Source organism: Bradyrhizobium sp. USDA 4474, from assembly GCF_054057515.1.
This window is the reverse complement of sequence record NZ_JBSRZJ010000001.1, coordinates 129827-142127: the sequence shown is the minus strand read 5'-3', so window position 1 is coordinate 142127 and position 12301 is coordinate 129827. Positions and strand designations below refer to the sequence as shown.

Genomic DNA, 12301 nt, shown 5'->3' with positions numbered 1-12301 from the left:
TCTCTTGCAACGCGGGGCCGGACCAGTTGGGTCAAAACCGACGATCGAGGCTCCTGCGAGCCTCTCCGGTTTCCCCGACGGCCCGCCCCGGGCCAATCGCGGACCTTGTGTTGAGTTGAAGAGAAGACCTAGCGTGCACGCTTTGCCCGCTCGAAGATCGTTGTCGCCACCCCACCGCCCGATGAGTGCGGGTCTGTGAAGTGCAGCTCATCACCCCTGATAACAAACGAACGTTTCGTGTTCTTGCCGTCCCAGTTGGGAAATGTCGCACGCTCGACTTGAAACGTGAAGCTCTTGTCCACCTCGTCCACGACGTAAGTGCCGCAATGGGCGAAGCTTCCCGAAACAACAGCATTGCTTTCATCTGCCGTCGGGCTGGAACGGCTGTCCGACGCAAAATTCGGGAGGCCACTGGAAATAAAGATGATTGAATATCGCCCGATCGGATCGAACACCAGATGCCCCTTAGCGTTTGGGCCATAAGTATCCAATCTTTCGCCGTCCCGCTCGGTTACGACGGAAACGAGCGTCCACGTGCCTTCCAAATCCTTCGGATCGTGGCTAACTAAAGGGGTGGGTTCCGAATTGCGCATGGGCAATCCTCCTTCCTTGTTCTGGAAAAGCATTCCAGTCAGGCACGATTTTGATTTAAGGGAACGCCTTGCGGCAGCAAAGGCACCGACAATCTAAGGCATCAAATAGATCGAAAGTTGAACTAGCGCATAGGCCGGTCAAAGCGGGCTGATGTCCGAAGTAGGTCAATCGCGGCGGTTGGCCCGATCGACGCCGCGTATGCTTTACCACTCATCGTCGACATCGATGCACCGCGCCCAATTTGTCATGGGCAGACATAGTGCGTGCCTCCGAGAACCTTCCGATTGCTTTCGTAGTTCCGGACGGGATTTGCGTCATATGGTGCAGAAGCTCGGCAGCCTGAAACGGCTTGATCAGCACCGAAATATCCTGTGCGATTATCGCCTCGACGGTCTCCGACCTCATGTCGCCCGTCATGATAATGGCTGGAACGTTCCAGCCGAGCGCGGCCCGCAGCGCCCCGATGCTCTCGACGCCGTCGATCGAGCCACGCAAATTGTAGTCGGACAGCACCAGATCCGGGCGGACGCTCTCGCTGTTCACGAGCGTCAGCGCTTCATCCCCCGTCGCCGTGACGACCGCCTCGATCCCCTTGGCTTTCAGGAATCTGGCGACCGCCGTTCGCACCGACGTCTCATCCTCGATGATGAGGACCTCACGTGCCGGCAGCAAATCAACTTCATTTGCCGCACTCCGCGGCACCTCGGGTACATCGCTGCGCGCTTGCACACGCGGGACTTCGATGGAGAAGCGCGTACCCTTGCCGACTGTGGAGCTCACATGGATTCGATGGTCCAGCAAAGTCGCCAGTCTCCTGACGATCGCAAGACCCAGTCCGAAACCGCCACGCTGCAGGCCCTCCGCACCCTGATAATATTCCGCAAAGATGTCTGGCAGTTGATCAGGCCCGATTCCGACGCCACTGTCCCAGACTTCAATGCGAATATTATCGCCGCTGCGGCGGCACCCCAGCAGGATCCTGCCTGCATCGGTATACCGGGTCGCGTTCGACAGCAGGTTGCGCAGCATTTCCTCGAGCATGCGTTTGTCGCTGCGGACCATCGCTCCAGAACGCACCAGGCACCATCGCAGACCTTTTTCCTCGACCGAGCGGGCAAAGTCGACGGCAATCGAATCGAATATGTCGTTGAGCGTAAACTCGCTCAGCGATGGCCGCACGCTGCCGGATTCGAGCTGATTGACGTCGAGCAAACTCGACAGCATGCTGGACATGGTGTCGAGCGAACGGCCCATATCGGTGACGAGCTTGCGCCCTTCGCCATTGGAATGATGCTGCTCGAGCAAGCCTTGCAGGAATCTAAGGGTTTGCAGCGGCTGCCGCAAATCGTGGCTTGCCGCAGCGAGAAAGCTGGACTTGGCGCGGTCGGCCAACTCCGCCGATTTACGCGCGAACGAAATCTCCTGCTCGGATCGTTTACGAGCGGTAATATCAGCCGCGAGACCATGAATGTGCGCAAGCTTTCCGGCTGCATTGAATTGGGCGACGGCAATTTGCTCTAGCCACACTTCGCCGGCGCCGTCGGGACGCCGATAACGGAACGTCACCGCAAGCGATGGCGCATCGGGACGCGCGCCATCCGCGCATTCGATCATCCTCGGACGATCATCGGGATGGATCTGTTCGAGCCAGACTGAGCTATCGAGGGACTGCCTCGATAGAACACCGAGAATTTGTTCGGCATTCGAGCTGTACCGAACCTCGCCTGCGGCTACGTTCCAGTCGAATGTCATGACTCCGCCGGCGCGAAGCGCTTCCTGCAGCCGAAGCTCTCGTTCCAGAATGCTGGTCTCGTGAAGCCGCCGTTCGCTGAAGAGCGCCGCCAAAACCAGCGCGCCGAACGACGCTGCCAGAATCGTCGCCTGGGCGGACAGGATGCGTTCTTCGACCGGCAAACGCGGATCGCCAAACACACCGACCGCAAAGGTCGTTGTCCAGACGATCGTGATCGCACACATGAACGTTGCCGCAGCGGTGAAGGCGGGCCGAAGGCGAGCCGCGATCCAGACAACAAGCGGGCTGAGGGTGGCAATTGCCAGCTCAAACGTCCACGGCTGGTTCGGCAGAAAGACCATGCCCGCGCACAACATCGCGGCCAATGTCAATGCCACGCCTCCTTCCGTGACTTCGCGGCGCGGTGGAAAGTCGCGTATCAGCGACGCGACCCCGATCGCAAGTGGTGCAACGGTCACGGCGCCCAGCGCGTCGGACGTAAACCAGTGAAGCCAGATGGTCGGGATCGATGCGTTCGAGGTGTGAAACAGCACAAAGCCGAGCGTGCCGACGAACCCGGAGAGCGCCGTTGCGGCGATCGTGGCCGCGAACAATCCAATAACGCGCTGCAGCCGATCGAGCTCGAATCGCGAGCCGTGGAAGTGCTCGACGAGGGCGGCGATAATGACGGCCTCTATGGCGTTCGCGAATGCGAAGAAGATGGAGCTCGACAAATTGCGATCGCCCGACAGATTAGCGACGAGCGTCGCCGCCACCACGCCGATGACAACCGGCCACCGCGCGGCCGAACCCGCCCCGATCAGGATACCGGAAGCAACCCCTGCGGCCGGCCAGAACACGGCAACGCCGTCAGGTTCGGCGAGCAGGAAGAGGCTCAGGCGCGCAGCAAGAAAATAGGCAGCAGCCACGACAAAGATGACAGCCACGTAGACTGCCCATGCCGGCTGCTTGCCCGGCGGCCATACTGGCTCAACCAACAACGCCACGCTCGATCCGCCCATCGCCGAGGATGGGCAATCCTACCAACCAGGTCGCGCCGGTGGCAACCGAGCCATGTGCGACGTCGGCTCGCCGCACTGCAAAAGACAGACGTGGCGCGCGTGATCCTATGGGGGCAAAACCCGCACTCACCGGGCGACCTAAGCTCGTCCACTATGTCCTGAAAACCGGAAGTCGGCGTAACAGCGAACAACCAACTCACGGCGGAGAGACAGACATTTAGACGGTCGCAGCAAACCAGTCCCATCGCCCGGCCTTGCCCTTAAACTCTTGAGAACTGTGATATCGTTCATCCGAGATCGTTCACTGCTCGTCTGGCGGGATCTCGCCGCCTTAAATCATTCAAACGCGCTCTTCGGAAAGTAAGTGATAGCGGAAAGCAAGATCTGCGTAGCGCCGTTTGAGGGAATGCTGCTGCGCTTCGTGCACCAGACGCACGAACTCAGCAGCGCGATTGTGGGACTCAGTAACACTTTTCATGACCAGCCCTCCGAACGAACGGCATTTATGTCGACGTCACCCGCGAGGCCAGACTGGATCTTCAGGTTGATTATCCATGCGGGCTCAAATTGGAGCTGTTGGGCCAGCCTCGTCCCGCCATGCTCGCTCGCCGCAAGCGCACGAGAAGAGTCGAACGGAGCGGCCGTTGGTCGGGTCAAGCAGATGTTGCACCAACCAGGCTCAGAGCGGAGCCGCATCTGGAGCAGAGTGGTTGCCGATCCTTATCTGCGGAGACGTTTGCTGACATGCGACGCTAGTAGCATACCGGAGTGGCGAGGGAGCCCTCCGGGCGAGTACGGCGTTACCGCTCTTGAGCCTAGCCGTTCGTTCCTCTCGGCGCAGTTGCTTACCGTGCTGGCTAGTTTGCATCGACGAGATTTTGCCGATGTCGGCAATGGGTCAATCAAAATGCGAAGAACTCTGGTTGAGCAGATCTGGTCCGTTCTGCCGCAATAAGCGGACCTCCGTCCCGCGCGGGGCACTTCGCTGATGGGCCAATGCACAAGTCGCTGCGCTCCAGCCCGCTGCGCGGGAGCAAGAGCCGACAGGGCTGTAGCCGATGGAGAGGACAGCGATGCCGCGGCGGCAGGTCAACACGATTAACGGGCGGGATCAAGCGCGGTCCAGCACCCCGGTGTGGCAGCCACACCGGCCCACTATATGGAATGACAAAAATTGCCTTGACGAAAGCGCCAACCAGTTTGCTTGAATGTGCGGTCGATATCCCTGCTCGCAAGAAATTGATTCAAACCATGCCACTGGATATTGATCGACCGATTAATCGCGCAGTGGTTCTCGGATGCGCCATTTCTGCCACGCGCAACTATTTGAAATTACACAGGTCGCAAACATTAAAAATACTCTTTTGCAACACTCGTGCCGAAACGCGGAAGTTGTGGAAGCGTTCTGCCTGGTTGCCGCCTCTCGAAGCAATGCCCGTCGATCGATTCACCGGCTGCCCGTTGCTGCACTTCACCCACCTGCCGAGATACCCACTGCACTCTCCTCGGTTCCCTGGCATGCAGAGATACACGCCACCTCGTGCTCGCGTCGCGCTTGCCATCGAACGCGGCACCCGACATGCGATCCTCACAGCGCTCGCTGCTCCGCCGGCGCCCTACCTCCCGTGACTTCGTGCCTTGGCGCTTTTTGGACGCCGGCCAGTGGAGCCCTGAGGAGCCTCCTCGTTGCCGGCCTCCAAAAACCTGCACATTTCCGGATTCATGCATTGCAGCAAAGGCGAACTCTATTCGACAACCCCGTCGTGAGTGCCGTAAGCATGCGGCGTAGGCCGCGGGCGGGACGATCGGGCGGCGGCATAACTACTGCTTGTCCCGACGCTGGCCTATGAACTTTAGCCCTCCGGCACCCCGGCCATTCGCATGCCCTGACAAAGGCGCTCAAGCGTGGAAATGTAGGTCGTGTTGTCGCTTACTCTGTGGGCGAGCACGCGACGGATGGTAAATTCGGGGCTGAGCGCAAGTCCGGCCCGTACAGCCGCTCGCGCCTCATCTACAGCGCCGAGTGCGCTTAGAGCACCCGCTAACATAAAATGGGCGAGAGGAAAGTTACGGTTAGTATCAATGCTTCGCCGAAACCAATCGACGGCTTCGGCATCCGCGCCCAATTGTATCTTGGCCCGGCCTATAGAGTACATCCAGTAATGGGCATTCTTATCGCGAGGGGAGAGCCGAAAAGCTTCAAGTACATGGGCTTCGGTCTCGGCAGCTCGACCCAAAAAATATTTGCCCGAACCAATAGAGTTATATGCGCCGGCTAAATTGCGGTTAAGCGCCAATGCCTGCTCGCATTTACCGATTCCTTCAGCGGCGCGTTTTGTAAAAATGTAGGCGCCGCCCAATATCCAGTGTGCCACCGCATAGTTTGGGACCAGTGAAAGCGCCTTAATCGCATTTGTTTCAGCTTCTGAATAGCGCGAGGCGCGGTCGTCGGTGAGTAAGCTGCTAGCCATACCCAGATCGACGGATGCCATTCCCGCAAGCGCCACGAAATTTCGGTTATTGATGCTCAAGGCACGTTCAAAAAAGGCGCGCGCTCGGGTGAAGTCGTCGGACGTGAATGCCTTGTTCAAGCAAGCCAAGCCTTGAAAGTTGAGGTCCATTGCATCGGGATGAAGCGAGCCCTCCGCCCTCCGTGCCTCGACCTCAACTAGCTGGGTATTCAGTGTGTTAGCGAGCCGCGATACGATCTCGTCCTGCATTTCGAACAGGTCGGCAATGGGCTTGTCAAAACGCTCGGCCCAGAGGTGATTGCCCGTTTCCGCATCAACCAACTGCACATTCACCCGGATGCGGTTGCCACCACGCTGCACCGAGCCCTCAAGCACATAGCGGATGTTCAGCTCACGTCCTACCTGCCTTAGATCAACCGCTTCGCGCTTGTAGGTAAACGCTGTGTGTCGACCGATGACAAACGAGCCGCTGATCCGTGACAAATCCGTGATTAGGCTCTCAGTTACGCCATCGACGAAATATTCTTGTTCGGGGTCGCCACCGATATTCGCAAACGGCAAAACGATAATTGACAGACGTGGCGGGCCTTCCGGACGGGCGAGATTGCTTTGGCTCTGCTGGTCCTGAATAGTGGCTACCGAAGTAGCAGGTGATTTCTCTGTTTCCCGCACCGCACCTACGAAGCGGAAACCCTTGCGCAGCAGCGTTTTGATCAGGCGCTGTTCTTCGCCGGAATCCCCGATTGCGCCCCGGACGGCATTCAGGCGGGTTGTCAGCGCCGCGTCCGATACGCTGCGCTCATTCCAAACGGCTTTGATGAGGTCGTCCTTGCTGACAACCCGCTCCCTGTTGCGGATCAGGTAATCGAGCAGATCGAACACCTGTGGCGCGATGGCGACGACATCGCTTCTGCGGTGCAGTTCGCGACGGACCGTGTCAAATGTGTAGTCCTCGAAGATATAGCGCAAAGCACCATTCTCCCTGGCATCTTTCGGATATTGAAAAGCGCTCCTGATGTGGATTGGACCACAAAGAATAAGCGTGTGGTAAGGGAAATGTAAGCCATTCATTAAGCGCGCCGACCCGTTTTTCGGCAGACTTCGGTCGAAAGCGGATTTGAAGAGGTGCAGCTATGAAGACGATCGAGTCGGGACAGACCATCGCTTCGACACAGCATGTCTTCCGCGTCTTCGAAGCATATTGGTTTGCGTTTCAGGCGTGGCGGGAACGAGAGAAGGCGCGAGCCCAGTTGTACGCTCTAAGTGATAGTGACCTGAGGGATATGGGCATTACCCGGGGCGAGATCTACAATGTCACCGCGAACTATAGCGAACCGGGGCGTTGATACAGGTTACTGGGCCGCCGGTTGGCATAGCGAACGAAGTGAAGGACTTCGATAGATCCTTCGTTGGTGCGTGCCAGAGCTCCGGCCCGAATGCCTCTTCTCGGCCGTTCTCTTGAAAAAGGGCGGCAGTATTTCATTGTAATAGCTTCGTCGCGAGGAGGCCGAACTGCTCTATCGCCCTATCCGAACCTCGGGGCGGGCATCGGGATGAGCTTGATCATCTTTCGAAGGTTCTGGGCGGATGCCCGACCGTGGCTTGCGACCGTAGCTTTTGGCGCTACATGCGAAATGCCCCGTAGTTTTAGCGGGGTTTGGAGGAGCGGATATCCTCTGATATCGTTGTTGAAAAAATCATTAGCGGCAGGCGCCTAACCTACGCTCGGAGAAATGTCTCTCTTCGCTGCTGCCAGGCGAGCAGAACAACTTGACGCATTTTTCAGGGCAGGCTTCGCCCGAGGCTGACATCACGTCGCTTATTGCTCAGTCGCAACGTTGAGATGCAAATTGCGGGCTACTGCTCACAGAGGGTAATCGCGCTGCAATGCGGTTTCCAGTGGCAGGCCGGACTCCCGCGCCCGCTTGGTCTGCGGTTGTGGCCGAAGCTGATGTTAGTCGCGCATTTTCGCAGACGGACGGCCGGCGACCTCGTTCCGAATGTGGAACGAGGAAAAGCCTTTTCGGCGGATATTGACCGCAACGATCTAATCAAATTATGCTCTGGAGAGTATTAGATTCTAATGTTTTATCACTAGATCGCCCCCCACGGTGACAGGCCCTTATGCCTGTCGTGCCCACCACACAATTTCAACTCGCTCCATGTCTGCAAGGAATTCTTCATGCTGAGCAAGCTCAACTATTACGTCGCGAAGAAAATCAGGACCCCTCAAAATCTGGCGATCTTAGTACTGTTAGTCATGTCATCGACAGCATGTTGCTGGGATGTAGCCCGTGCTCAGGACTCATCGTCCCGCTACGGGATGGGTGGTCGTATCAGGGATTTTAAGGAATATCGTCAGCAAGCGTCGCAGACGGGTCAGCCCTTCCGAATTGAAGGTCATTGTCAGTCGGCTTGTACAATGTTCCTGCGGCTCAGAAATGCGTGCGTCGATCCGAATGCGGAGCTTTTATTTCATGCGGGAAGCGATCAAAAGGCAACCCAGAGTATGCTGAATTCCTATAATGGAGCATTGCGCAGCTATCTTCTAGCCAATCACATCATGGACACTACCTCATTCACGACAATCTCCGGCCGTGACATAATTCATCGATTTGGCTATCGGGCGTGCTCACCGAAGACGTAAGTTCAAGGCTTCTCTGGCTGCGAACTCTGCCTATTCGTAAGAATGATCTTCGTCGTGCCTGTCCAAAATTGGCGCTTGAAAGCACTTCTGTCATAGGCGTGTCCGAGCCGATCTAACCCGTCAACCTCGATGTCCGCGAAACGACTTGTTCTGTGCGGATGGCGCAGTTGGCTGCGAGGTGGGGACTTCGAATGATAAGCCGGTCGATGTTAGCGTTCGCGCTAAGCCTTTCATCGGCATTTGCTGCATCAGGTGCGTTTAGCCAAGAAGCTGACAAGTGCCAGTTTAACCTCGCAGCCGAACGGCACGACTGCAGCTCGTCGTCGATTGGCGGGACTTCGATCATTAAAGAAAGCTCAGCAGAGGGTTCATCCTCCCCGAGCTTTCTTCCTCCGCCGCCATCGATTGCGGACATCACAGCTATTCTCGACAGCGAGAAACCTGATCCCATACTGTTGGCAAAGATCAAATCTGCCGCCGATGTAGAACCTGCGAGTGATAGCTCTGAGAATGCCTTGGCTATATTCTACTACGAGCGATCCGAGGCTAGACAAATCCTGGGCCGGATGACCGAGGCATTTGCCGATGGTCAGCGAGCACTTTTTGCCGCAAGACAAGCAGGAAACAAGGGACTCACGATACGAATCGGGATGCTGAACCAAGCCTATTATGACTCAGTCGGGGACTTAAAGAGCGGCATGGCAGCATTAGAGGGTTCGATTGCAGAGGCCAGTCACCCTCAAACAACGGGCAACCTATTTCCCCTGCACCATACGGCGGTCGGCGTCGCGATCCGAATGGGAGACATGGAGAAAGCTGAAGAGCACCTCCGAAAAGGCCTTGCGCTCATCCAGGAGGCTCGGCGTAGCTGGCGCGGCTACGCTGTCAGAGGAGCGTCGTGGGAATGCTCCATCGCATTGATGCAAGCGCGCATATTTGCCGCACGCGGCCGGTTCAGCGATGCCGAGAGTGCGTTTCGGGAAGCGCGCGAACTGAGACTGAAATCAATAGAAGCTTTCAAGAAACTCAAAGAGACAAATCCAGATGTGCCGCTGGTTTCCGAGCAGCAACGGCAAGCGGACGCTTTTTTATTGAATATCGCCGAGATGAAATCCCGGCAAGGACGGCTCGCAGAAGCCGAGCTGGACGCTCGCACTGTATTGCTTTCTCGCCTTAAGGCCGACGGTAAATACAATCCTCTGATAACCAAATATGTGACCGGCCTAGCGGGCATTCTACGACTGCAAAGCCGCTTTCCAGAAGCCGAAAAGCTGGTGCGGACAAGCCTTGATATCCAGCGGACGCTCGGTATCGGAGACGATCAATTCAATAGCGCCGCTGCATTGTCCTTGCTAGGTGTAATCTTGACCGGTGAGAAAAGGTACGCCGACGCGAACGAGGCGTTCGACATGCTCCTAGAAGCAACCGCGAAATGGGAGCCGGGTCAGCGTGAAGCCCTGCTGTCGAAAGTCTCGCGGGTCCATGCACTGTTGATGGTCGGCCGAATTGAAGAAGCTTTGACCGCTGCTCAGGCGCTGGTTGATTATCAGGTGGCAAGGGTCGGTGAAGGTCACTACGACAGCGCTTCCGCTCGTGGATTCTACGGGATTGCGTTGATGCGCGCTGGCAAAGACCCCGAAGCTGCCCGCGAATTTAGAATTGCATTGCCAGTCTTGCTGGCTATCGTGCAAGAGAATGTTGCCGATGGGGATGAAGAGGTTAGGGCCGAGGCCCAGGCGCGACTTAAGTCGATCGTTGAAAACTATCTTGTGCTGATGGCACGAACGCCGGTCGCCGAGGACGGCCTTGCAGCCAGGACATTTGCATGGGCTGACGCGATCCGTGGCCGCGCGGTACAGAGAGCATTCGCAGAATCAAGTGCACGGGCCGCTGCGACGGAGCCAGCGCTCACCGAACTTGTGCGCAATGAGCAAGACCTCAGCAAACAGGCGCGAGCACAACTCGGCTTGCTCAACAACCTCTTGAGTGTGCCATCCAGCCAACGGGATGAGCATGTGCTGCAAAACGTCGAGAAATCGATTGCGCAATTGCGGTCTGATCGCGACGCGGCTCGTACCGAGATCAAGGAGCGCTTTCCGTCATACGCCGATCTAGTAAATCCCAAGCCGCCGAGCATCGATCAGATTCAGGACGCTCTACTACGACGACGAGGCGGTGTTGTCTTTCTACTTCGGAGACGACGCAAGCTTTGTCTGGGCCGTACCAAAGGCCGGTCCCGTCGCTTTTGCTTCCATCGCAATTGGACCTGCGGAAATCAAGAGCAAGATAAAGCAGCTGAGAAAGGCATTGGACACTGAAGCGGCACTTGTTTCCGATATTCCTCCATTCGATGTCGATCTCGGCTATCAACTTTACTCTCTGCTTCTGAAGCCGGTCGAGAGTAGCTGGAAACGGTCCAGGACGTTAATCGTGGTGACGAACGGAGAGCTTGGCCTTTTACCGCTTTCACTGCTGCCTACCGTCCCCGCTCAAATTGACGCCGGCGAGGACGTACTGTTTTCCAGCTACAGGCAGGTACCATGGCTCGCGCGAACACATGCCGTGACGATGGTGCCCTCTCTATCTGCTCTTCGCACCCTCCGTAACCTGCCGCCTGGCAAACCGACGCGCAGTGAGCTGATTGCCTTCGGCGATCCCTACTTCTCGACCGAGCAGATGGAGGCGACGAAACTCGCTGAGGGCTCCGATAACGCCGCAGCGCCGCTTGCGACGCGCGGACTTCCGCTCAAACGACGTAACTTACCCAAGCTCGGCGTCGATAGCGCTGAGTTGGCAATATTACCGCGTCTCCCAGACACGGCTGACGAACTAAAGTCGATTGCGCTTGCGCTTCGGGCCGATCCCGCCAAAGTGCTCTTTCTCGGGGCGGATGCCAATGAGGCAAGGGTGAAGGCGGCCAATCTTTCAGAGTTCAAGGTACTCGCGTTTGCAACCCACGGCCTGCTACCAGGCGAGCTCAACGGCTTGAACCAGCCAGCCTTAGCGCTGTCGGCACCAACCGTTTGGGGCGGCGACGGTGATGGCCTTCTCACGATGGAGGAAATTCTCGCGCTGAAACTCGACGCCGATTGGGTTGTACTCTCAGCTTGCAATACCGGCTTGGGCGACGGCGCTGGCGCCGAAGCAGCTTCCGGCCTCGGTCGCGCCTTCTTCTACGCAGGGACCCGTGCGCTTCTCGTGACGAATTGGTCAGTCCATTCGCAGTCGGCGCGCGAACTCGTCGCCGACTTGTTCAAGCGTCAGTCGGACGACAAGAAACTAGCGCGCGGCGAAGCGTTACGGCAGGCGATGATCGCAATGATCGATGGGCCAGGTTACACTGATTCAGCTGGAAGAACCGAGTTCGCTTACGCGCATCCGCTGTTTTGGGCGCCCTACTCCGTTATAGGTGACGGCGGACGTCGTTGATCAATAGAATAGTAAGCGATTCGAGCCTCGCAGACATTGGAAGCCATTCGCCAGCTTTAGTGAGCCCTGCCCTTCGAGTCTGCTCGCGCGCAAACTTGTAGATTATTACCGTAGTTTATCGCGTGAAGCCGGTAGCGCCAGCCAAAAACTCGCGAGCACTCAATGCGTTGAATGCCCATGTTCGTCGGAGCGGTGATCCGCCGTAGAAGCTCAGTAGCGGACGCCTCCCGGTTCGTCACGACTATCCCGCGGGGGTTAATCTCCGGCTCACGGCCTCTTGGCAACCATGGAGGCGTCCGCCCCTGCTGGGCGCAGCAGTTCCGACCACCCACTGCCTGGTATCAGGCCGTTGCCGCCGCAGAACCACATACACCTCACTTCAACTCGCACTAACTCGCACTGCTCT

9 protein-coding genes are annotated in these 12301 nt (G+C 57.4%); 5 read left to right on the top strand and 4 right to left on the bottom strand.

Annotation, left to right across the window (positions count from 1 at the left end; all coding sequences use genetic code 11):
• Positions 1-128: 128 nt before the first annotated feature.
• From ACVW16_RS00630 to ACVW16_RS00620, 3 genes are all read right to left on the bottom strand, one after another.
• Entirely contained in the window at positions 129-593 is a 465-nt protein-coding gene (locus ACVW16_RS00630) for a lipocalin-like domain-containing protein (protein WP_456734502.1), read from the bottom strand.
• A 211-nt stretch (positions 594-804) separates the two neighbouring features.
• Complete coding sequence (locus tag ACVW16_RS00625) at positions 805-3273, bottom strand: ATP-binding protein (protein ID WP_456802178.1); 2469 nt, start codon at positions 3271-3273, stop codon at positions 805-807.
• Between the two features lie 415 nt (positions 3274-3688).
• Positions 3689-3826, bottom strand: coding sequence for a hypothetical protein (locus tag ACVW16_RS00620; RefSeq protein ID WP_456705381.1), 138 nt, complete (start codon positions 3824-3826; stop codon positions 3689-3691).
• A 686-nt stretch (positions 3827-4512) separates the two neighbouring features.
• On the opposite strand from ACVW16_RS00620, the gene ACVW16_RS00615 reads away from it, so the two are divergent.
• Entirely contained in the window at positions 4513-4977 is a 465-nt protein-coding gene (locus ACVW16_RS00615; protein ID WP_456734501.1) for a hypothetical protein, read from the top strand.
• Positions 4978-5201: 224 nt separating this feature from the next.
• Here ACVW16_RS00615 and ACVW16_RS00610 read toward each other — a convergent pair whose 3' ends face one another.
• Positions 5202-6788, bottom strand: coding sequence for a winged helix-turn-helix domain-containing tetratricopeptide repeat protein (locus ACVW16_RS00610; RefSeq protein WP_456802177.1), 1587 nt, complete (start codon positions 6786-6788; stop codon positions 5202-5204).
• A 164-nt stretch (positions 6789-6952) separates the two neighbouring features.
• Between ACVW16_RS00610 and ACVW16_RS00605 the strand changes: the two genes are divergently transcribed.
• The 4 genes from ACVW16_RS00605 to ACVW16_RS00590 all read left to right on the top strand — a co-directional run bounded on the left by ACVW16_RS00605 (position 6953) and on the right by ACVW16_RS00590 (position 11895).
• Complete coding sequence (locus ACVW16_RS00605) at positions 6953-7165, top strand: DUF1127 domain-containing protein (protein ID WP_456705384.1); 213 nt, start codon at positions 6953-6955, stop codon at positions 7163-7165.
• 836 nt (positions 7166-8001) lie between these two features.
• Positions 8002-8466: a hypothetical protein gene (locus ACVW16_RS00600; RefSeq protein ID WP_456705385.1), complete on the top strand. Its 465-nt coding sequence runs from the start codon at positions 8002-8004 to the stop codon at positions 8464-8466.
• Positions 8467-8672: 206 nt separating this feature from the next.
• Positions 8673-10784: a tetratricopeptide repeat protein gene (locus tag ACVW16_RS00595; RefSeq protein WP_456802176.1), complete on the top strand. Its 2112-nt coding sequence runs from the start codon at positions 8673-8675 to the stop codon at positions 10782-10784.
• On the top strand, positions 10774-11895 hold the full coding sequence (locus tag ACVW16_RS00590; RefSeq protein WP_456802175.1) for a CHAT domain-containing protein: 1122 nt from the start codon (positions 10774-10776) through the stop codon (positions 11893-11895). The genes ACVW16_RS00595 and ACVW16_RS00590 overlap by 11 nt, the downstream gene beginning before the upstream one ends.
• Positions 11896-12301: the final 406 nt, after the last annotated feature.

Excerpts from the sequence above, each read along its gene's own strand:
- ACVW16_RS00630 (WP_456734502.1), bottom strand. The coding sequence starts at position 593 with ATGCGCAATTCGGAACCCACCCCTTTAGTTAGCCACGATCCGAAGGAT.
- ACVW16_RS00620 (WP_456705381.1), bottom strand. The coding sequence starts at position 3,826 with ATGAAAAGTGTTACTGAGTCCCACAATCGCGCTGCTGAGTTCGTGCGT.
- ACVW16_RS00615 (WP_456734501.1), top strand. The coding sequence starts at position 4,513 with ATGACAAAAATTGCCTTGACGAAAGCGCCAACCAGTTTGCTTGAATGT.
- ACVW16_RS00605 (WP_456705384.1), top strand. The coding sequence starts at position 6,953 with ATGAAGACGATCGAGTCGGGACAGACCATCGCTTCGACACAGCATGTC.
- ACVW16_RS00600 (WP_456705385.1), top strand. The coding sequence starts at position 8,002 with ATGCTGAGCAAGCTCAACTATTACGTCGCGAAGAAAATCAGGACCCCT.
- ACVW16_RS00595 (WP_456802176.1), top strand. The coding sequence starts at position 8,673 with ATGTTAGCGTTCGCGCTAAGCCTTTCATCGGCATTTGCTGCATCAGGT.